General features: G+C 56.6%; 20 protein-coding genes and 2 pseudogenes. 12 read left to right on the forward strand and 10 right to left on the reverse strand.

Annotated features, from left to right (window positions below; translation table 11 throughout):
- A pseudogene (locus P3T16_RS33965) lies at positions 1 to 101 on the reverse strand (IS110 family transposase); the annotation flags it as partial.
- Between P3T16_RS33965 and P3T16_RS33970 the strand changes: the two are divergent.
- Entirely contained in the window at positions 99 to 326 is a 228-nt protein-coding gene (locus tag P3T16_RS33970; protein WP_429345552.1) for an HU family DNA-binding protein, read from the forward strand. The pseudogene P3T16_RS33965 and the gene P3T16_RS33970 overlap by 3 nt on opposite strands.
- Positions 323 to 739 carry a DUF1016 N-terminal domain-containing protein gene (locus P3T16_RS33975; RefSeq protein WP_429345553.1) on the forward strand — a complete coding sequence of 139 codons (417 nt, stop codon included), beginning with the start codon at positions 323 to 325 and terminating at the stop codon, positions 737 to 739. Before P3T16_RS33970 ends, P3T16_RS33975 begins: the two co-directional genes overlap by 4 nt.
- Here the strand turns inward: P3T16_RS33975 and P3T16_RS33980 are convergent.
- A pseudogene (locus P3T16_RS33980) lies at positions 692 to 2,077 on the reverse strand (IS3 family transposase); the annotation flags it as partial. The gene P3T16_RS33975 and the pseudogene P3T16_RS33980 overlap by 48 nt on opposite strands.
- A 500-nt stretch (positions 2,078 to 2,577) precedes the next feature.
- On the reverse strand, positions 2,578 to 2,931 hold the full coding sequence (locus P3T16_RS33985; RefSeq protein WP_429345554.1) for a winged helix-turn-helix transcriptional regulator: 354 nt from the start codon (positions 2,929 to 2,931) through the stop codon (positions 2,578 to 2,580).
- A gap of 92 nt (positions 2,932 to 3,023) precedes the next feature.
- On the opposite strand from P3T16_RS33985, the gene P3T16_RS33990 reads away from it, so the two are divergent.
- Both P3T16_RS33990 and P3T16_RS33995 read left to right on the forward strand, forming a co-directional pair.
- Entirely contained in the window at positions 3,024 to 3,773 is a 750-nt protein-coding gene (locus P3T16_RS33990) for an SDR family NAD(P)-dependent oxidoreductase (RefSeq protein ID WP_429259882.1), read from the forward strand.
- Between the two features lie 374 nt (positions 3,774 to 4,147).
- On the forward strand, positions 4,148 to 5,560 hold the full coding sequence (locus tag P3T16_RS33995) for an MATE family efflux transporter (protein ID WP_429345555.1): 1,413 nt from the start codon (positions 4,148 to 4,150) through the stop codon (positions 5,558 to 5,560).
- A 179-nt stretch (positions 5,561 to 5,739) separates the two neighbouring features.
- Here P3T16_RS33995 and P3T16_RS34000 read toward each other — a convergent pair whose 3' ends face one another.
- The 4 genes from P3T16_RS34000 to P3T16_RS34015 form a co-directional block, all read right to left on the reverse strand.
- Positions 5,740 to 6,225, reverse strand: a complete 486-nt coding sequence (locus P3T16_RS34000) for a DUF3331 domain-containing protein (RefSeq protein WP_429259884.1) — start codon at positions 6,223 to 6,225, stop codon at positions 5,740 to 5,742.
- A gap of 153 nt (positions 6,226 to 6,378) precedes the next feature.
- The gene (locus P3T16_RS34005; RefSeq protein ID WP_429259885.1) at positions 6,379 to 7,026 is read right to left on the reverse strand and encodes a cysteine hydrolase; all 648 of its coding nucleotides are present in this window, start codon (positions 7,024 to 7,026) and stop codon (positions 6,379 to 6,381) included.
- 129 nt (positions 7,027 to 7,155) lie between these two features.
- Positions 7,156 to 7,626: a cyanase gene (gene cynS / locus P3T16_RS34010; protein ID WP_429259886.1), complete on the reverse strand. Its 471-nt coding sequence runs from the start codon at positions 7,624 to 7,626 to the stop codon at positions 7,156 to 7,158.
- A gap of 24 nt (positions 7,627 to 7,650) precedes the next feature.
- The gene (locus tag P3T16_RS34015) at positions 7,651 to 8,313 is read right to left on the reverse strand and encodes a carbonic anhydrase (protein ID WP_429259887.1); all 663 of its coding nucleotides are present in this window, start codon (positions 8,311 to 8,313) and stop codon (positions 7,651 to 7,653) included.
- A gap of 379 nt (positions 8,314 to 8,692) precedes the next feature.
- Here P3T16_RS34015 and P3T16_RS34020 point away from each other — a divergent pair, with 379 nt between their 5' ends.
- Positions 8,693 to 9,073, forward strand: a complete 381-nt coding sequence (locus P3T16_RS34020) for a DUF6130 family protein (RefSeq protein ID WP_429345556.1) — start codon at positions 8,693 to 8,695, stop codon at positions 9,071 to 9,073.
- A gap of 349 nt (positions 9,074 to 9,422) precedes the next feature.
- On the opposite strand, the gene P3T16_RS34025 is transcribed toward P3T16_RS34020, so the two are convergent.
- Together P3T16_RS34025 and P3T16_RS34030 are read right to left on the reverse strand one after the other, a co-directional pair.
- Positions 9,423 to 9,926, reverse strand: coding sequence for a GNAT family N-acetyltransferase (locus P3T16_RS34025; RefSeq protein ID WP_429259888.1), 504 nt, complete (start codon positions 9,924 to 9,926; stop codon positions 9,423 to 9,425).
- A gap of 147 nt (positions 9,927 to 10,073) precedes the next feature.
- A complete protein-coding gene (locus P3T16_RS34030; RefSeq protein WP_429345557.1) occupies positions 10,074 to 10,961 on the reverse strand; it encodes an MBL fold metallo-hydrolase in 888 nt (295 codons plus the stop codon).
- Positions 10,962 to 11,378: 417 nt separating this feature from the next.
- On the opposite strand from P3T16_RS34030, the gene P3T16_RS34035 reads away from it, so the two are divergent.
- The 3 genes from P3T16_RS34035 (at position 11,379) to P3T16_RS34045 (ending at position 15,159) form a co-directional block, all read left to right on the forward strand.
- A complete protein-coding gene (locus P3T16_RS34035; RefSeq protein WP_429259890.1) occupies positions 11,379 to 11,852 on the forward strand; it encodes a DUF1348 family protein in 474 nt (157 codons plus the stop codon).
- A 336-nt stretch (positions 11,853 to 12,188) separates the two neighbouring features.
- Entirely contained in the window at positions 12,189 to 12,800 is a 612-nt protein-coding gene (locus P3T16_RS34040; RefSeq protein WP_429259891.1) for a glutathione S-transferase family protein, read from the forward strand.
- 256 nt (positions 12,801 to 13,056) lie between these two features.
- Positions 13,057 to 15,159, forward strand: coding sequence for a 2Fe-2S iron-sulfur cluster-binding protein (locus P3T16_RS34045; RefSeq protein WP_429345558.1), 2,103 nt, complete (start codon positions 13,057 to 13,059; stop codon positions 15,157 to 15,159).
- Positions 15,160 to 15,514: 355 nt separating this feature from the next.
- On the opposite strand, the gene P3T16_RS34050 is transcribed toward P3T16_RS34045, so the two are convergent.
- Positions 15,515 to 16,960: a PLP-dependent aminotransferase family protein gene (locus P3T16_RS34050; protein WP_429259905.1), complete on the reverse strand. Its 1,446-nt coding sequence runs from the start codon at positions 16,958 to 16,960 to the stop codon at positions 15,515 to 15,517.
- Positions 16,961 to 17,349: 389 nt separating this feature from the next.
- Between P3T16_RS34050 and P3T16_RS34055 the strand changes: the two genes are divergently transcribed.
- The 4 genes from P3T16_RS34055 (at position 17,350) to P3T16_RS34070 (ending at position 21,011) form a co-directional block, all read left to right on the forward strand.
- On the forward strand, positions 17,350 to 18,513 hold the full coding sequence (locus tag P3T16_RS34055) for a branched-chain amino acid ABC transporter substrate-binding protein (protein WP_429345559.1): 1,164 nt from the start codon (positions 17,350 to 17,352) through the stop codon (positions 18,511 to 18,513).
- Positions 18,514 to 18,685: 172 nt separating this feature from the next.
- Positions 18,686 to 19,069: an ectoine synthase gene (locus P3T16_RS34060; RefSeq protein ID WP_429345560.1), complete on the forward strand. Its 384-nt coding sequence runs from the start codon at positions 18,686 to 18,688 to the stop codon at positions 19,067 to 19,069.
- 108 nt (positions 19,070 to 19,177) lie between these two features.
- Positions 19,178 to 19,999, forward strand: a complete 822-nt coding sequence (locus P3T16_RS34065; RefSeq protein ID WP_429345562.1) for a VOC family protein — start codon at positions 19,178 to 19,180, stop codon at positions 19,997 to 19,999.
- 76 nt (positions 20,000 to 20,075) lie between these two features.
- The gene (locus P3T16_RS34070) at positions 20,076 to 21,011 is read left to right on the forward strand and encodes a helix-turn-helix domain-containing protein (protein WP_429345561.1); all 936 of its coding nucleotides are present in this window, start codon (positions 20,076 to 20,078) and stop codon (positions 21,009 to 21,011) included.
- Positions 21,012 to 21,140 lie beyond the last annotated feature (129 nt).

The following is a 21,140-nucleotide window of genomic DNA, read 5'->3' on the forward strand; positions in this document are numbered from 1 at the left end:
AGACGCGGGGGTAGTGAGTGTTCCGCAAGCACGGTTGGCAGGCGCGCGATTACCGTTTTGCCGATTGGCAGACTGACGCCGAATTCGAGTAGGAATCTATGGTCACCCCCGGCGAAGCCATCGATGCGGTGCTCGGAGCGATCATGCGCGCGCTGACCGCTGGCAATGCCGTGCAACTGGTCGGCTTCGGGTCGTTCTCGACGGGGCAGCGCGCGGCACGCACCGGACGCAATCCGTCGACGGGCGCCGAAATCCAGATAGCCGCGGCAAGGACGGTCAAGTTCACGGCTGGCAAGGCATTCAAGGATGCCGTCAACGCGTCATGACGAAGGTGGCGATCGCGCCTGGCGACTACGCCGGGCTGCATAAAGAAGTGGTCAGTGTCGTCGAGTCGGCGCGACGCACGGCGGCACGCAACGTCAATGCCGTGATGACCGCCGCCTACTGGGAGATCGGGCGGCGGATCGTCGCCCGCGAGCAGGGCGGGCAGGCGCGCGCCGGCTACGGACAGGCGCTGATCGCCCGGCTCGCGGAGGACCTGACGCGCCGTTTCGGACGCGGATTCGGCAAGGCCAATCTGGCCAGCATGCGCGCGTTCTATGTCGCCTGGCCGGCCGCGGAGATTTTCCAGACAGTGTCTGGAAAATCGGCAGCCCCGGAAAAGGGGGTGCGGCTAAAATCTTGGACTGGTTTATGCCGCAATTCCAAGACTCTCCCGGTATTCGAGCGGGCTGAGTGAGCCAAGCGAGACCTTGATCCGCTTTGCGTTATACCAGCGGATGTAGGAGTCGACTACCTCAATGAATTCCTCAACGGTCGTAGCCTGCCAGTCACGAGGATAGAACAACTCCGTCTTGAGTCGCCCGAAGAAACCTTCGCAGGCTGCATTATCGGGCGAGCATCCTTTGCGTGACATCGAACGAACTAGCCTGGCATCGCGCATCCGTGAGAGCCATCCCGGCCAACGATAGTGCGCACCGCGATCGGAGTGGACCACAGGCCGTTCATCGCTGTTGGCCACCGTCTCGATGGCCGCATCCAGCATGGTATTTACGAGTTCGGCATCCGGCCGCGTGCCGATTGACCAGCTCACAACGAGACCGTCGAAGCAGTCGATCACCGTCGACAGATAGACCTTGCCGGCCGGAATCTGGAATTCGGTAATGTCGGTGAGCCACTTTTCATTCGGGGCTGCTGTGCGGAAGTCACGATTGATGAGGTTCTCCGGCGCGGTACTTATTTCTCCACGGTAGGAGCCGTAGCGACGTCGCCTGGTTGTGGCAGCGGCCAGACCCTCCTGCCTCATCAAACGTCGCACCACCTTCTCCGAGATGAAGACCTGCTGCCTGACCAATGCCGCGCGTATTCGACGATATCCGTAGCAACGGTGATTGAGTTCGAAGATGTCTGCGATGACGCGACGCGCTTCAGCATGCTTGTCAGCGACGAGCAGACGTGCACGGTGATAAAAGTAGGAACTGCGAGCAAGCCCCATTACGGCTAACAGCTCAGGCAACGCGTAGGTCTGTTTCAGGGCATCAACCAGCATCGTCTTCTCCCGGTTGCTCAGGAGTTGCAGGTCGACGCCCAGTCCTTTTTTTAACAGTTCATTTGCCTTCTTCAGGATGTCATGCTCGAGCTGCAACTGCCGGATGTCACGTCGAAGCGATTCGACCTGCTGTTCCAGCTCCGCCCGCTCGTGGGGCGGTGCTGGATTCTTGTGGCGTTTCATGGATGCCGGAACCTCACGACCGAGTAGCTTGTTTTTCCAGTTGTAAAGCGTCGGCCTGCTCACGCCTATCTTTTCAGCAACTACGCGGGCACCTCCCTCCCGGGTGCACAGTTCGATGACTGCTGCCTGCTTCACCTCTCGCGATTTTGGAACGCCGCCAGTAGCCCTGCCAACAACGCGCTTTCCGATTTCGGGGCGCAGTTCTTCAATCCACGCTGAAAGCGTCCCACGACTCGGATATCTCAACGCCCTCAAGGTTGCAGCAACACAACGGTCATGACTCAGATAATGATAGACGGCCGCCTTCTTCTGTTCGGTCGAATACCTCGGCCTCGAACGAACATAGCCATGGGAATTCCTCGTGGGTCGAATTCGGAATCACGCTGTTCGTGATTGATGGCGCTGAGTATGTGCGCTTGCATGAACTCCGGAAACGGGACACAGCTGAAGACACCATTCTCGAAACACGAACACTGAGACGGGGCGACTCGGAGTGCATGGCGGATGCGCTATGAACTTATCCGGGGGGCGTCAGCAGCCTTCGAGGCGCCGAACCCGCACGGCAAGGGTTGATTTGATAGCAAGACGCCACGCTCCACGAATCGCTCAACCCCTGATTTCCTCGCTCGGTGGAGTGCGTCCGTTCGGGATGATGTGGGGTGCGATAGGAAAAAGCCGACCCGACGCGGGCCGGGTCGGATAAGAGATTCTGGCTATTCCGAGGGCTGTGCCAGAACCTGAGAGGCCCCATTGTGCCGCTGAGTGCCACAAACGACATCACGTTGCTGCGGACTTCGCTGTCAGGAAAAGTGCTCGCCCGACTCCCTGCGCTCTTGTCATCCATGTCAGGCGGCGGTCGACTTAGCTTCCTTTTGTAACTCAGCAATCCGCGACCGGTTTTCATCGCCCCAGGCGCACAGCGGTTTCAATGCTCGCGCCAGAGAGTGACCAAATGGGGTCATTTCGTAATCCACTTTGGGCGGTACCGTCTGATAGTCCTGGCGAATGACGACCCCGTCATCCGCGAGCTCTCGCAGCTGCTGAATCAGGACCTTCTCGCTGATACCGGTCATGAGCCGCTTCAGCTCACCAAATCGACGAGGACCATGGTTGAGATGGAACAAAACGAGGGGTTTCCACTTGCCGCCGATAACCGTCAACGCCACCTCTAATCCGCAGCTGTCCGAACGCAGTTCCATCGAAAAACCTCATACTTACCTTTAGGTAGGTACTATCTTATCAGAATGTGCCGTTACATAATGCGACCTTGAAACGTAACTGGAGTGTCGAGATGGGTAGGCTTACAGGTAAGGTTGCATTGGTCACTGGCGCGAACAGCGGTATCGGACTCGCAATTGCAAAGCGCTTCGCGGCGGAGGGCGCGCGTGTTTTCATGACCGGTCGTCGTCAGGAGGCGCTGGACAAGGCGGTTGCCGAAGTCGGCGGTGACGCTCGTGGCGTCCAAGGGGACGTATCAAACCTTGCAGACCTCGACCGCCTCTACGCGACCATCAAGGAAGAAGCGGGCGTCATCGATGTCCTGGTTGCGAACGCTGGCGGCGGAGAGTTCGCCGCGCTCGGCGATATCACCGAAGAGCATTTCGACAAAACATTTGCGATTAACGTGAAAGGGACGCTCTTCACGGTACAGAAGGCCTTGCCGCTGCTCAAGGATGGCGCATCGATTGTTCTCACGGGCTCGACGGCGGCCGTCACCGGCATCCCCGCATTTAGCGTCTACAGCGCAAGCAAGGCGGCCATCCGCAACTTCGCACGCGGCTGGATTCTGGACCTCGCGCCGCGCAAGATTCGCGTGAACGTACTTGCGCCTGGGTCGACGTCGACACCGGGTTGGCACAACCTTGCGCCGTCGAATGACGTACACGAAGGCATGGTGAGCTCGGTTGAGGCGACGACTCCGCTAGGACGCTTGGCTAATCCCGACGAAACCGCAAGCGCTGCGCTGTTTCTGGCATCCGATGAGAGTAGTTTCGTCAACGGCAGCGAACTGTTTGTCGACGGCGGCTCGGCTCAGATTTAATTCGCATCTGCGGTGTGTATGGTCTGCATCCATATTCGAGGGCGGCTAATCATCCTCTACATCTGAATCTCTGAATTCACGTATTACGCGTATAACGCAAAAAGCCATCGGTTCTCTAGCGCCCTCGTTCAGGCGCCGATGGCTTGTCCCCAAGACTACCCAGCCAAAACCACGGAGGCTAGCTTAACGTGCGGATTGGTTCGCTTCGACGGTTGTTTCTGGTTTTCGCATAAACCTTCTATACGGCGCGCGGACGTCGGGCTAATTTGCTCCCTCGTCGTTCCGTATCTGCCGCGAGCGCATTTCCAGCCTTGGGGTCTCGGGACGGCAGCTTTTTGATGCCCGCACCGTACGACAACGCCAAGAACGAATAGATGACGTCATTTCAAACGCCGACCTCCGAACTTTCCACGACAGCGCCCATAACGCGAGGTCCCGCACCTCCAGACAATGTCGTCCAGTCAACGAATCGATTGCTGCACGGCCCCATACTGTCAACGCTCATTCGGCTCGCTTTACCAACGGTTGCTGTGCTTTTGATGACAACGGTGCTCGGCATCGCGGAAACGTACTTTGTCAGTACGCTTTGTGCCAATGCCATCGCTGCGGCATCCATGGTCGTTCCCGTCATGCTGACGATGACCATGGTTGCTAATGGCGGAATTGGAGGCGGGGTTTCGTCGGCGATTGCTCGCGCCCGTGGCGCCGGCCGCTATGGCGAGGCGGAGAGCATTGCGTGGCACGCAGTGGTGATTGCGATTATCGCGGGTGGGCTGTTTTCGATTGTCGCCATTGCAGCCGGTCCGACAATCTACCGATATCTTGGCGGCGTCGGACAATCACTTCATCAGGCGATTCTGTACTCCGACATTCTCTTTGCTGGCGCCATTCCGTACTGGATGCTGGCGCTCCTGCAATCCGCGTTGCGCGGTTCCGGCAACGTCAGGACGCCGGCGTTAATGATATTGGGGAGTGTGGTCGCCGGGCTCATACTCTCTCCGGCTCTCATATCTGGGAAATTTGGTCTGCCAGCTCTCGGTGTGGCCGGCGCCGGCATTGCGCAAGTGGTTTGCAATATCGGTGCACTTGTCGCGGAAGTAGCGTACATGCGTTCGGGGCGAGCCACACTGCAATTGCGCCGTTATCCGCTGAATCGCGCTCATTTTCGTGCGATTCTTGCTGTAGGGTTGCCGTCAACGACAAACGCACTGATGACAACGTTCTCTATCAGCGCGGTGACAGCGGCGGCAGGCGCATTTGGGGTGTCGGCAATCGCCGGATATGGCATTGCGTCTCGGCTCGACATGCTGTTGATTCCCGTCATGTTTGGTTTCGGGACGGCTGCGATTGTGATGGTAGGAACCAATCTGGGTGCCGGGAACGTGATGCGGGCCAGACGCGCAGCGATGCTCAATGCCATCTTCGTAGCGACGATGCTCGAAGGGCTCGGACTGTCTGTCTCTTTTGTACCAAAGGTTTGGATAGGCTTGTTCACGCAAGACCTCGCAATTTTTGAGGTCGGCGCAAGCTACTTCCGTGTGGTTGGCCCTGTTTATGGATTGATTGCAGTTGTCTCGGAGCTTTACTTCGCCGGGCAGGGCGCAGGCCGCGTCGGTTGGCCAATGACGGCTGCAATTGCCCGATTCAGTTTTGCACTTGCTGCGTCAGCCGCAGTAACGGTCTGGCACGCGAATCTGAATGCCGCATTTGCAATCGTTTCTGTAGGAGTTGTAGTGGCAGCAGTTATCAGCGTCTGGGGTTTTCGACGGGCGCGCTGGGGCTCGTAAAACCCGGAGTAAAACAGCTGGGTGTTAGGGGAATCGCGCCAATGCTCGTTCTAACTTCAATGCAGTTTCGACAGAGGGCGAAGGCCGGGCGAGGGAAAGCTTGCAGATTGCTAGCTCACTACAGCTTCCGGCAAAGTTGAGCGAGCAACGTTGAGGTCAATCAGGTCCTCTACAACCGGTCAATTCACGCCCGAAAATTCATCGTGGACCATGTCCGCAAGTATCATGAAGTCCCGATTTGCGGGGCTACCCTTATTTTGTGATTTGGGACGATAGACCAAGTCACCGACCTGAATGGGAGCACCGGTTAATACGCAAAATGAACGTATGCGGGCACGACCCAGTCTCCAAAGCTGGTCGGCGTATAGTCCCGTCCGGGCGTCACTCCAGTAAACGGAAAGCGTTTCACGCGACAATCGCTCGACAATTTGGAATCGGGTTGGTCCGGTAACCTGCTTAACTGGTTCATTTGCAACGGCTGCAGCGGTGCAGGCGCAAGCGCGAAACTTGGGAAGCCGCCGCTTCGGGGAAGGCACGGCGTGACTTGACGGAGAACGTAGGCCGAGCAACACCTCTGTGATGCAGGTCATGGCATCCCGGGTGACTTCTGCAGGCGAAGCTTGTGCCGGAGCGCGCCCAACGGACGGGAAAAGTTCTGGACGCATCTGCCTCTCCAATAAGCCAACAGACCCGGGTCCACTGGGGACTCGGGAAGTGAACGTGGCTCAATGCCCCAAGATGATGCAGCTGATGGTGGCGCTACACTGAATTTCGAAAGTGCATCGCTATGCTCATTGCAGCAAATGCCACCATCTACGTCAACCAAGCAGCTTGACCACCTCATCTGTTGGCAATACAGCATGAGCAAGGAATTGATAATTCACCATCGCCGCCTTGTATCCGTCGCCCCATTCGGGATGGCGGGGACCAGCGGTCGCGTCCGATATCACAGTGACCTCAAACCCTTGCTCAAGAAAATCGCGAAGATGAGATTCAACGCAAAGATTAGCAATCATCCCGCAGAGCAATATTTTCTGGAGGCCCCGCTTTCTAATTTGAAGAACGAGGTCATTGGTCTGTGGCCCGAAGACCTTATGTGGACTGACAACAATTGTCTTGCCGTCTTCTATGTATGGCTTTAGCGACTCAACCCAATCTGCACCCGAACCCTCGAAGTCCTGGAGCGTGAGCTGTCCGCGTCTGGAGAACGTCCCGGCTTCAACCTCTCCAGCCTCAACCGGACCGTTTAATTTCCATCCCAAATCGGTCGGGTAAAAGTAGTGGGGTGATACGAACACATCTACGCCCCTATCTTTTGCCGCCTTCAAAACCCGCTCCAGGTTGGCGACCGTTTTGTTCTCCGTGACGCTAGCGCCGACCGCTGCCCAGACAGTCCCCTTAGGGCTCAGTACATCGTTTTGCGGGTCAATAATCACGACGGCCGCATTGTCAGGATTGAAGTTCACTTTTCAGACTCCTCAGTAACGTCGTCGGATTCGCTTCAACTCGGCCCCTTCATGTTGGGAAGGGCGCCGAGCGCAAATGGAAAATTTCAAGTCAATCTCTTTGTAAAGTGGCACTGGGAATCAGGGGGCTCAGAACGGCTTGGTAGGCAGGAACTTGCCGTTCAGTGTGATGACGGCTCGCTCTCCGCCTTCGGCGTCGGGTACCTTCTGTATATCCATCTTGAAATTGATTGCGCTGATGATGCCGTCGCCGAACATTTCATGTACAAGGGACTTCAGCGTCGTCCCATAAATTTGAATCATTTCGTAGAAGCGATAGACCGTCGGGTCACTAGGAACGCCGCCCGGAATACTGCCGCGAAGCGGAACCTGTTGCAGAAGTGCGACTGCCTCTTCATCGAGTTCAAGCCGCCGAGATACGGTCTCCGCTGCCTCTTTCGATATCGGGTGTTGGCCCAAGAGCGCTGCTGTCAGGAAGACCAGGCTCAGTCCGGTTCCCTCAGTTAAGTCCTGCCAGGACAATCCCTTGCTCGCTTTCGATGCGAGAACCTTGTCGGTAAGCTGTTCGCGGGCGGTCGGTGAGACAAGTGTCTGGAGCATGATTAATCACCTATCACGAAGGATTTAGGGTAGACGGGACGCCGACATCACAGGTGTTGCACATGCTTCCGGGTACTCTGAAAGCGGCACAAAGCACCGTGTCTCCCAATTCAAGGCGACGATTGAACCGGTTTCGATGTCGTATACCCACCCGTGCAGTCTCACCGTACCGTTTGAGAGCGCCAACGCAACCGATGGATGAGTCCTAAGATTGGTCAGCTGAGCGATAACGTTCTCGCGCACCATTGAGTTAAGTGCGTCGGAGGGTGATGCGTGCTGATGCGAATCGTTGATTGCAGCGGCTGCGTCCGCGTGGCGCAACCAGCCAGCAACGGCAGGCAGGTGCTTCAGGTCCTTGTGCGTCGCAATTGCTGTCATGGCACCGCAGTCAGAATGTCCGCAGACGACGATATCGGCGACTGCGAGGACCGAAACAGCGTATTCCACAGTTGCGGAGACACCGCCAGGCTCACCGCCATAGGCGGGTACGATATTGCCCGCATTGCGTATCACAAAAATGTCTCCGGGCTCTCGTTGAGTGACCATCTCAGGGACAAAGCGGCTATCCGAGCATGTGACGAAGAGAGCCGTGGGGGCTTGAGCACTTGAAAGCTTTTTGAAGAGCTCAGCTCTTTCCGGAAAAATCTCTTTTTGGAACCGTAGAAACCCCTCAATGATTTCTTTCATGGCGTCTCTCGCGTTGTCTTGAGGATGCCTTGAGGTTAGTCGTCGACCACGGGCAAAGTATTTCCGATTTGCACGCAAAAGCTTCCTGTTAGCACGGGAGTCTGCCCGGTCTTGAACCACAGGTGCGGCGCAGTCCCGGATAGCGGGCTCGGCTCCGACGCGTGTTAAGCCGGTGCGACGCTACGAACACTTAACCTATACTCGCCATCGAAGGATTGGGCGGATGCTCGTTCAAGCAACGTCGAGCGACGCATTCGGGGTAAACAAAGGGAGCCTGTCGTGAATCGGATGTTGGCTAGCATTGCCGCAGCGACTGTCTTTCTATGCGCGAGCGGTGCGTTCGGGCAGAGTGCACGAGACATACGCGGAGCGGACCCCGTTGTCCCGCTTGAAAACGAACCCCCCGCACGAATCGTTCGTCGACCCGCCACTCCCCGAGCCTCTAGCAAAAGGTTTCCTATTTATCCAGTACCGGGCAGAGAATCTTCACATCGTACCGGTCTTTGGTCCTAAGGCACTCGATGACTCGCCACGTATCGGACACATTCATGTAACGGTCGACGACGCGCCGTGGCATTGGGCCGATGCAAGCGGGGAACCCCTAATCATTGTTGGGCTGGTGGTTGGACCGCACAAGGTTTTAGTCGAACTCGTGGACGCCAATCATGAAACGCTCGACAGCGCAGTTGTAAATTTCGTCGTGCCGAAACAGTTTTCGCGCCCCAAGAAAAAATGGGTCGTGGGCGGAATCTGTGGGTGATTTTGAGACCGCTGGATATGTCATTAGGTATGCGGCTCCTGAGTGCTCGCTGTTCGTCTGTATGGCCGGAAGCGAGAGTGCGCCGCTTCCGGCCATACAGGTAGCGTATTTTGCTTGCGTGGCATCAAGTGTTCGCTTCGCTGGACTACGTCCACACTTGACGCTGCACGACCCTCGAGTGGTTCGAACTGCCCGTCGAAAGCGGTATTGAATCTGTATCGGCTTCGGCACCACAGAAGTAGCCTAATTCAGGCAGTTTGATGACGATTCGGGCCCAAACTAACCCACAGATTCCGCCGACGAGGCGAAAAAATAGAGGCGACGATAGGTTCGCCGCCTCTTGTTTGCTTTAGCGGTCCAGGCGGAACAACAGCGAATTCCGGTCAGGGTAGTCATACGTGATAGGTGCCTCGGACTTATCTATCTGGCGGAAGCCCTTCTTGCGATAGAACGCGTGTGACCGACTTGCAAGGGATGGCGTATCCAGGATGATTGTCTTCACGCCCTTCTGGTCTGCGAATGCGAGCAGCCTGTCAAATAGGCCAGCCGCGACGCCAGCCCCACGATAGCCGTCCTTGACAAAGAATTTCTTGAGAACGGCGACGGCCTCGGTCTCGCGTTGAAGTCCTACGGAGCCAATTACGTCGCCCGACTCGTCTACTGCGACCCAAAATCCGCCACCCGCCTGCAGGTAATTTGATTCGATAGAGAGAAGGTCGGGTTGCTGCTCGAGCGATATGTCAAGACCCGCTTCAACGTTTTGTATGGTCAGAATCAAATCGATGACCCCATCCGTGAATTCGGGACGGTAATCGACGATGTTCCACCTATTGTCTTGCTTGCAATCCAGCACGGTGTGGCTCCATGGTTGTCTTTGTTGACATGCCAAGATATGTCCCCCGCGAAGCGTGTATGTTTTTCACCTAGCTCGGGCGTGAACACAGTTTATAGAAACAGCCGCCACATCTATAGAACGTTCTTGCGTTGCACTCCATAACGACTAATCGGGTTTTTCGATGCGTAGCGCCTGAATCATGGAAAACGCATGGTGCCTGGTCCATACGTCCGCACCTCCCAGCCTCTCGGTCCACAGCCGTCCATCGGAAGTCGGGGTCGTGAGCATTTCGTTCGTGACAGTTTCGATTGCATCTTCCAGATAGCCGTCCATCAGGGCCCACAGGTTTTCCGTCCCGGTCCATGCGGCGACGTCTTCAATTCGTACAGACTTCAAGGCCTTGATGGAAGTCGCGCGCAGTTGCTGCACAAACTCCCTCTGTGTGACGAAGTCGGCACGCGTGCCGTAACGCGTAAGGTTGCCACACACGATAACGTCGAAGTCGTAATCGAGGGGCAAGTCGTGGGCATGCAAATACTCGTGAACGTCATTGGCAACCGCCAGGTTTCTGAAGGGTACCCATCCTGGGAAAATGATATCCACGAGCATGAGGACCTTTTGTCTCGGCTCGTATATGAAGATGTTGCCGGGCTGACGGATGTTTCCGTGATAGCGGAGTTCGAGCCTGGTAGCGCCTAGCTCCAGCACATATTCATCACTGAATGTGATTGTCGGCATCGAACGCTTATGGTCGCGATACTCGGCCAACTTGTCTGCAGTGCACTGGCGTGCAATTCGTACTGCGCCTTGCGGGTAGATATCGGCGGCGCCGATGTGGTCGAAGTGAGACTGACTGTAGATGACGTGTGTGACTTGGTCCGCCGTGACGCCAGGCTCGATTTTTTCGAGCCGGTAACCGCTCGGTCCGGGAGGGTGTCCAAGGGACGACTTAGGTACGGCGGCGAACGGCCCGGTGCAGCGCACGCATTGATACCTTGGAATGTCCGTGCTGGCATGACCGTCGTTCGCACCGCTGTCTGCCTCGGTAGCCATGCGACCTCCCACAACGAAATGATGATACGGCTCTGTGCTGGTTCACAGGTCGGACGCCCCTTTGAAACCTAGGTCCAATCGGACGGGGTAGGCCCGCGCGCCCTGGATTGGCTGGCCGGCGTCGCCTTCGCTCGAGGATGTTGCCTTGCTTCGCACTCTCATTGTTTCGAAGTTTGCAATTTCGTATCGATTTCGCACTGTATCTTCAGCGTGCCTAACACTCCTCGTGTAGCCCAGCGATGCAATCGTGCAAAACCAATACAAACGTTGCTTTGACCGTTCGCGAACGTAACCAACCGGAATCGGCAACGGTCAAACTTTGTCCGCACACATCCAATGCACGGCGGCTGCTGCGTGAGCAGCCTTTGCCTCGCCGGTCAGCAATTGATGTCCCTTTACCTGGGCAGGAGGTGAATGATGTCGGAAGACGTACGCGCTCCGTGTCCCCCGTTCGACAGCGAAACCGCGACACTCAAAGTGCGGCTTGCTGAAGATGGGTGGAACACTCGCGACCCCGAGCGGGTTTCCCTTGCTTACTCCGTCGATTCACACTGGCGGAATCGTGCCGAGTTTGCGAACGGGCGAGCTGAGATAGTTGCGCTGTTGACGCGCAAGTGGCAGCGCGAACTTGACTACCGGCTGATTAAGGAGCTTTGGGCGTTCTCTGGTAATCGAATTGCCGTGCGCTTCGCGTACGAATGCCACGATGACTCCCGCAATTGGTTTCGTTCATACGGGAACGAAAACTGGGAATTCAACGAGAACGGCTTGATGATTCGTCGCTTCGCGTGCATCAACGACCTTCCTATTCGGGAAGATGAGCGATTGTTCCATTGGCCGCTCGGTCGACGTCCTGACGGCCACGCCGGACTGAGTGACCTCGGACTTTGACGGCAACCTGCAGCGCTTCCTTGTTCCATTTCGATTGAGAGAAAACGGCTCTTTTGAAAATGGAGTGGGTAAGAATTTGCACATTTTTTGAGCATTGGACCGCTCTTGGGTGACGATACCCCACCCCTAACCCCGCCCCAAGGCGGGGAAGTCCTCGCCGCCGGATGGGCTCGGGGGCAGGCGCAGCAAGGCTCCGCCAGCCCCAGGCCCTCGAGCTTATTTGGGAAAGTGAGCGCGTCAATGGTTCGCTTCGCCGGACGTCCCGTCCGCCATTGACCCTTTTCCCTACCGACGACCGGCATCACCCACTCAAATTTCGAAAGAGGCGAGAAAACCATGAAGCTCTATTACCATCCACTGTCCGGTCATTCCCACCGTGCTCGACTTTTCCTGTCCCTTATAGGTCTGCAGCCTGAACTCGTGGAGGTCGACCTGATGAAAGGGGCGCATAAGGCACCCGAATTCCTGAAACTTAACCGCTTTGGGCAAGTACCGGTGCTGGTCGACGATGGCGTGGCAATCTCCGATTCGAACGCCATTCTCATTTATGCCGCGAAAAAGTATGGCAAGGAAGATTGGCTCCCGGAAGCACCACAGGCTGCGGCAGCCATACAGCGTTGGTTGTCCGTGGCCGCTGGTGAGATTGCGCATGGGCCTGCCGCAGCGCGTTTAATCACGGTCTTCGGAGCGAAGTACGACCCGGAGCAGGTAATTGGCGTTGCACACAGCATACTGAAACTCATCGAGGCGGAGCTGGATGGGCACCAGTTCATTTCACACGACCATCCGACCGTCGCTGACGTCGCGCTATATAGCTACATCGCGCGAGCACCCGAAGGTAACGTTGACCTGAAAGACTACCCGAATGTGAATGCCTGGTTGCGGCGAATCGAGGCGCTGCCGGGATTTGTGGAATTTCAGAAAACTCCGGCCGGGTTGAACGTCTAAGGGTGTTGGAGGAAAAGCCTGGTCTTTGCATGTGACATGGGAAACAACCCGGGAAGATGGGAGTGGACGCTTTCCGCCTTTGCGCCATTTTGAAGGTAACTGTGCCTCGGACCACTTTGGAAGAAGCAAGGACAATCATCGTGAAACGGATATGTCAATCCCGGCAGGTCTGATGGACGGTCCCGTCGATGGATGTGCTTCATCAAGGTGAATCCCGAAGTTTGGCGCCAGACGTTGAGACATAGGGAGCAAGGTCATGAGTGGTTCAACCGTTCCCCCTTCACCAGGGTGGGACCTTGAGCGTTCGCCGTTCCATGAAGGCGAATTAGAAGTGCAAGAGCGTGTTGGCGTCCGCGAAAAGATAGACGCTCAGGGGCGCCGTGCTGTCCGCCGCTACCTGACACCTCAACAGCGGGAATTCTTCCCGATGCTCCCGTACGTTTTCATGGCATCCGTCGACTCCGCTGGTCGACCTTGGGCGTCGTTGCTGGTTGGCGAGCCCGGTTTCGTCAGTCCCACAAGTGATGTGGCAGTTACGGTTCGGGCCCGCGCGCTTTACGGTGACCCGCTTAACGACACGCTCATGCCCGGCGCAGAGGTAGCGTTGCTCGGCGTCCAGTTTCATACTCGCCGCCGCAATCGCATGATAGGCACCGTCGGGACTTTGCTGCCTGATGGTTTCACAATCGACGTCCGGCAGACCTTAGGTATCTGCCCGCAATATATTCAGGGGCGCGCGCTTTCGTTTCATCGCGACCCGCTTTCACCGGAGCCACGACCGGTTCACCGCAGTAGCCACCTGGACGCCTCGGCCTCGGCCATTATTTCTAAATCCGACACCTATTTCGTTGCCAGCGTCCTTCTACAAGAAGGAGACGCGGTTGCCACTGGTGCAGATGTGTCGCACCGAGGCGGCCGGCCCGGCTTCGTACGTATCGATGACGACCATACGCTGACCGCACCGGACTTTGTTGGCAACTTTCTCTTCAATACGATTGGCAACTGGCAATTCGACACTCATGCAGGGTTGATGTTCGTCGACTTTGATAGGGGCGACATGCTCTACATTGCCGCTCACGCGAAGGTTGTCTGGGACGGTCCTGAGGTCCGCGCTTTCACCGGCGCACAGCGCCTGTTCCGCTATCACATTGACGAAGTATGCCGTGTCGAGGCAAGCCTGCCGTGCACCTTCACGGCTCCGGACTATTCGCCACTTCTTGAGCGTACTGGCGATTGGGGCGACGTCGAAAAGACGTTGGAAGCGGAGCGGCTTCGCACGGTCTGGCGACCATTCAAGGTTCTTAAGACCGTCGACGAGAGTACGAGTATTCGCTCTTTCATCCTCGCGCCAGGGGATGGCAGCGGCCTCGTGACTTACCAGGCGGGGCAGTATCTGCCTATCCGGGTGCAGCCGCCTGGCTGGGCCGAGCCAGCGACCCGAACTTATACTCTGTCTGACGCGTCGAACGGTCGCACCTATAGGATTAGCGTCAAGCGCGAAGGCAACGGCGGCTGCTCCGACTACCTGCACGACAACATTGGCGTTGGCGACACAATTGAGACGCTCGCACCGCGCGGTGCATTCGTGTTCAATGAAACTGCAGGCAGACCTCTAGCGCTTATCTCCGCCGGTGTTGGCATTACACCCGTTATCGCGATGCTCAATAGTCAACTGGTCAACGATGGCCGTACGCTCCTCCACAAGCCAATCTACTTCATACATTCCGCGATTAACAGCAAGCACCGAGCATTTGCGGCACACCTCGCGACGAAAGCAGAACTTCACGCCAACCTGATTCTCCACATGGTGTTCAGCCGTCCATCTGAAGATGATGTTCTCGGAAAAACGCACCACAGCGAAGGATATATCGACCGGACGCTTCTGCGAAGGGTGCTTCCCCTTGACGATTACGAGGTTTATCTTTGCGGACCACCGGGCTTCATGCAGAGCGTGTACGACGCGTTACTATCACTAGGCGTGCGGGATTCCAGAATCCACCTTGAGAGCTTCGGCCCGGGCTCGGTCTCGCGTCGAATCGAACAGACAGCGGAAGTGGACAACAGCGAGGGTGTCGTGGTCACGTTCGCCAAAAGTGGCAAGACTGCAATCTGGAGGCCGAAAGCTGGCAGTCTGCTCGAGTTGGCGGAAGCCAATGGTCTTCAGCCACTCTACGCCTGCCGTTCGGGCAGTTGCGGCACTTGCGTGACGCGAGTTGTTAAAGGTGAGGTCGACTACACTGAACCTCCAGCGCATGACGTCGAACCGGGCGAAGCGCTGATTTGTATCGCACGCCCGCATCCAGGGCCTCACCTCGAGGACGGAACGCTCAATCGTGAGGGCGTCACTCTGGATATCTAGGTGTTTTGGACAACTTGGGCGCTTCGCTTTGCATGTTAGCGAGGTGCATGGACATTTCGAGCAAAGTGGAGCGAGGGTATTATTAAAGAGTGCATCATCGCCGCGATGTTCATAAGTCGCGTGAAGATGCCTCTTCCACCTCCGCAGAGGAGGCTGCAGAAGCCTTTGGACTCGTATCGCCTATGGTTGAATGGCACGGACGAAACCTCAATGCCGCAAGACGGTACCTCAATGCCGTAAGACGGTACCGTCCCGACCCTCTCAATATCACGTCGCGTAGTCGCGCACGCCAGAAGGCGATGCTCGGCCCCTAGCGTTCTTCAAACGAACATCTCAGCGCGTAGCACTACGAGCATCAGATTACCTGACTCGGTTCATATGATTTGAGATGCAGGATGTCGGCGATTCGGTGCAGGCAATTTTCAAGGTCGCTGCGTGTTCTCGGCGCGCCTAAGCAGAGTCGGACGCCATCGGGCGCCTCGGAAACCGAAAAGGCGTCGGTACCAGCGACGGATATACCTGAGAGCTTCAATTGGGTTATGAACGCGTTGCGCGTCCAGGGCATGGGCAACGGTAGCCACAAATGAAAGCCGTGGCTATGTCGGTTTTCAAGGTCCACACCAAGATGTCGGCGCGCGATAACTTGGCGTGCCTCACTTTCTGTGCGTATTGCACGAAGCATCTCTTCTGCCAAGCCAGATTCAATCCAGTAAGTAGCGACAGCTGCGCTCAACGGTGCGGCCATCGAAGCCGTCGCACGTATCACGACGGAAGCTCTTTCTGCGGAGCTTTGGTCAGGAACGGCTAGATAGGCGATTCGCAGTGCGGGAGAAACGCATTTCGCAAGTCCCGAAATGTAATAGACCAGCTCGGGCGCCAAGGACGCAAGACTGGGAAGTTCGCGCAAGGCGTCGGCAGAATCATCGGGCGAGTTGACCAGAGGCCAATAATTATCGTCTTCGATGATTGGGATGTTGTGACGGCGCGCTACTTCAACTAACGCGATGCGCCGGTCCAGAGGCATCGTAATCGTGGTGGGGTTGTGAACAATGGGAGTGCAATAGAACGCCTTCGGCTTCTCGGACCGGCAAGCTGCGTCAAGTGATTCGGGTATCGCTCCATGTTCGTCCATCTCGACGGCCGACAGACGGATGCCCAGTTCCTTCGCAAGCAGGATGCAGCCTGGATATGTCAACGCTTCGACGCAAATGGTGTCGCCTGCGCTTGCCAACATAATGGAGACGGCAAGGAGTGCGCCTTGTGCGCCGGGACAAACGAGGACGCGCTCAGGCCCAAGCCCCGGAATACGTTGAGCCAGCCAGTTTGCCCCCACCAGGCGGTCTCTCATGGCTCCACTCGGCACCTGGTAACGCATGAGCATTTCCATGCCGCGCTCGGTCAGCATTGCAGGCACGCCTTCCCAGATTCGCTTTTCCAGTGTGGGATTGTCGAACGGCGGCGGCTGATTTATCAGCATGTCGATGCCGGACACGTTCGTTGGGCTGGCGGGCGGACGGTGTATTGCCTTCACATAGGTGCCTCGACCCACACGAGCTTCAAGCAGGCCTCGTCGTTGGGCCTCCGCGTAGCCTCTGCTAACGGTTGTGAAGTCGATGCCGAGAGACGCGGCGAGTACGCGTTGTGGGGGCAGTCTGTCGCCAACGCGGAGTTCGCCCTTGTTGATGCTTTCGGCGACGGCATTTGCGATTGCCAAATACGTGGGACCGTTCCCATCTTGAAGGACCGGAGTCCAGCCAGATGTTCGCAACATTTCGCACCTCGCCCGGAGCAATCTGTTCATATTGTATGCAACATTTTTGAAATCTGCTCCACTTTTGTGCGTCAGTGTCTGCATCCCCTCTGTCTGGCGGAATGATGCGCTTTGGTCGGAACCATAGCGGTTTCCTCGGAACGATACATACATTGACCTTTTGCACCTTGTGCTCTTACATAAGATGAAGGCTGAGAGCCCCGAAATAGAACCATAATCGTTGGTGGCCCAAAAATTCAATGCTGAAAAATGTATGCGCTTAATTGGATGATTGAATGCAGACAAGTGGTTTTTTCGAAGAAAATTGTTTGCATTCCGCGAGGCTTGTTTCTATTGTATGGATATGCGCGATGCAGCAATGCCTGTGGTTTTACACCGCGCCGTTGAACTAGGGACGTAACGTTCATCGGGAGCAAATCATGAACTGGTTCATGACCACGTTGAAGCCTTTCGTTGCCGGCGTGCTTGTCGTGATGGGAGCTCTCTGGTGTCAGGGCGCTCAGGCGGAGGACGCGGTTGTTGTCCGCATTGGATTTGCTGCCCCGTTGACAGGACCGTCGGCGGCCGACGGAAAGGAAATGGAAAACGCTGCGCGACTGGCAATCGAGGATGCGAATGAGCGGCATCCGAAGATAGTCGACCGTGCGGTCTCATTCGAGTTGGTGCCACTAGATGACCAGGCGGACCCGCGAGTCGCAAGTCAGGTCGCCCAGCGCTTTGCGGACATGTCTGTGGCCGGGGTGGTAGGGCATTTTAATTCTGGTTGCAGTATCGCCGCCTCGAACGTGTACGACGACGCTCATATAGCAGAGGTAAGCCCGAGCTCCACGAACGCTACATATACGCTTCGAGGCAAAAAGTCGTCATTCAGAGTGGTTGGGCAGGACGCGGTGGCCGGTGCCGAGTTGGGACGCTATATCGTCGAAGACCTTCAGGCCCAGCGGGTCGCAATTATCGACGACCGGACCGATTTTGGTGCGGGCCTTGCCGACCGGGTGAACGATTTCATCACCCAACGCCACGTCGCAATCGTCGCCCGAGAGTACGTAACTGACAAGACAGTTGATTACAGCGCCGTCTTGACCCGGATACGCTCCCAGAGCGCTGATGTGGTTGTGTTCGGTGGATTTGATGCGCAAGCCGGCCAGATAGTCAGACGGATGCGAAGTTTGGGTATGCGTGCGACGCTCGCCGGCGAAGGGTTCAACAACAACACCTTCCTGAATATGGCGCGCGGCGACGGTGAAGGCACGGTCACTGTCCAGCCCGGGTTGCCATCCGACAAGATGCCAGCAAAGGGTTTTCCGTCCCGTTATGAGGCGCGATTCAAGGCAAAGCTGGAAGGATTCCAGGGACCTTATGCCTACGATGCAACGTCGGTCATCGTGCAGGCGGTATTGGCCGCCCAATCTACTAAAGCCGTCGACGTACTTCAGGCGGTGAGGAAGACAAGCATGGACGGCTTGACGGGGCCGATTGCCTTTGACGCCAACGGTGACCTCGCCGTGTCTCCGTATACGATGTATCGACTGACCGGTGACCATTGGGTCGACGCAAAGGTGTTTGTCGCCCACGGTAAGTAGAGAGGGGCGGGTGAATGGGGCCATGCTTCAAGGCCTTTGTTGTCACTCCGCGCTGCCTTGCTTGGTCCAACGACGCATGTCGCTCGCATTTGAGTAATGCTTGGTTGGTTACTGGCAAATGGACAAGCAGTTGACCCGAGGGGATATCGCTCGGTAGTGAGAGGAACATGAAATGTTAGTACGTGACGTCGATTTGACCGTTGGAACCCCGAGACACGTTCGTGGGGAAGGTTGGGACAGTAAGAGGTTGGTCGTTGCCGCAGACGGTGTAGGTTTTTCTCTTCACGATACGACAGTCGAAGAGGGCACCCAGATGGAACTGCAGTATCGGCATCACGTGGAGGCTAATTATTGCTTCGCTGGCGAAGGCGAGGTCGTAGACCTCGCGAGTGGCGAGAGATTTCAGCTGGGGCCAGGTAGCGTATATGTGCTTGATAAGCATGACCGGCACGTCGTGCGTGCTATCAAAGGTGACCTTCGACTTGTTTGTGTATTCACACCCGCCCTCGCTGGCGAAGAGACTCACACGGCAGACGGTGGATACGAGCCGATATGAGTCGCTCCTGATTGGACTGCAAAGCGATTGATGCGGTGACGACCCTGCTGCGGCCGGTCAGTATTTGAAGGAGTTCCCGTTGTGAACCCGAAATTGCAAATCGACCATGTGGTCGTCGCGGTACGGAATCTCGCGGACGCGAGCCGCAGTTATCGGGCGCTGGGTTTCAATGTGGTTGCCGGGGGGGCACACGGACACGCACCGACGCGGAATGCGTTGGTTGTATTTGGTGACGGGTCATTCATTGAGCTGATTGAGTGGTCCGCGCACTCACCAGCAGACCGTTGGCAGCACATTCTGGAAGCCGATGGCGAGGGCTTGGTAGATTTTGCCGTGAGTACGCAGGACCTTGCCGGTTTACTCGCTTGTGCGCAAAGCCACAGTATTCAGATGGCTGGACCCATTGACGGGTCCAGAAAGACGGTAGACGGCTTTGACTTGCGGTGGAGAGTTGGATGGCCAGCTTCAAGAGAACTTCCTTTCGCTTGCTGCGACATGACGCCTCGAACCGCTCGAGTTCCTGATGGTGATATCCGGTTGCATCCCAACGGCGTGACCGGCATAGATTCGATTTGGATTGCAGTCGTCGACGCTCCAGCATCCCTTGGCCGATATCAACAACTCTTCGAAGTTGAGAGTGCGCGCTACCCGGAGGCGGACGCATTCGGCGTATGCATGGCAGTCGTCGATTTCGGGGCGACACAGGTCGTTTTGGTAAGTGTCGAAGCACCAGCAATGACAGCGGTGGCAACGCGTGTGCGGAACTACGTCGCGCGTAGAGGACAAGGCCCGTGCGTCCTTGTTCTCTGTTCGCCAAAGCAGCCAAATCCGATAAATTTAAATGTGGCCGATACGTGCGGAGTAGCTCTCCGCCTGTGTGCGGATAGAGAGCCGCCACGCACCTACCTGAATTCCACGCTGCAAGCTTAGTCGCGTGCTTGCTATTGGTGCGGAATAAGGCCAATTAGATTAGTACTACGTAATATGTTGAGTAAGGGGCAGTGTCATGTATCCCGATATGTTTGCATGTGAGCCCGGGCTTCAAAACAGAAGCCCCGGAAACTCGCTCGAAGAAGAGGCGGACTGGCGAAAGTGCGCCCATGTCCAACTCACAGCGTCGCGCATTTCTATCGCATTCTGGCGTGACACTGCGGAACATGAGCGGCAGTTGCGCGCTCCAGTACTTGAAGCACATTACATTATCGAAGTGCTGCTGCGGAACACCATCGTGGACTGCTTTCGAAATGGTCGACGTATAACGAAGGGCACGGGAGGATTTGGGGGCACTCAAATCGCAGCGCCCGGAGAAGAAATCCGTTGCAGCTTCAGAAGACCGGTCGAAGCAGTCCATGTATTCGTGCCGCGCGCGATTCTCGTCGCAACCTATGAGGAACTGCAGCAATGCAGCTGTCCACCTGAATATCATTTGTCGGACCCCGGGTTTGCCCCCGACACCGTGATGGGTAAGCTGGGGTGTACCTTGCTCGAGGCCACGAGCTTGCGAAGTCCATTTTCTGGTCTTTATTGCGAGAGCCTTGGCATGGCGATTCTTGCTCGCGCGATGGAGTTTCAAAATGCGTTTTCAGATGAGGGTCTTCGCCAAGGACTTGCGCCTTGGAGGCTGAAGCGTGCCATTGAGTACATCGAGGACAATCTCGGTGAGCAGATTAGCCTGACAGACCTAGCAGAACGCGCGGGCTTGAGTCGGATGCACTTTGCTGCACAATTCAAGCTTGCCACGGGACTGAGTCCGCATGCATACCTGACAGAGAAACGGCTTGGTGCAGCCAAATCACTACTTGCGGAAGGCCGCCTGCCGATTGCACAAATTGCCTACGCTGTGGGATTTCATACGCAGGCGCATTTCACGACGGTGTTCCGCAAGGCGACGGGTTTGACACCGAAGCGTTGGAGGGAACAGGCCTCACGGTCAAAGCGATAGCGGGCAATGGCCGGCCTCTCGAAGCGGGGAAACATGGGGGGCGACAATGATTTCGTCCGGTGTACCGACATTCATCTTGGCCGGTAGTGAGGAGTCGGAGGCGGCGTAGCCGCCGGAGACGACGAACTG

Source organism: Paraburkholderia sp. GAS42, assembly GCF_050436565.1.
GTDB lineage: Bacteria > Pseudomonadota > Gammaproteobacteria > Burkholderiales > Burkholderiaceae > Paraburkholderia.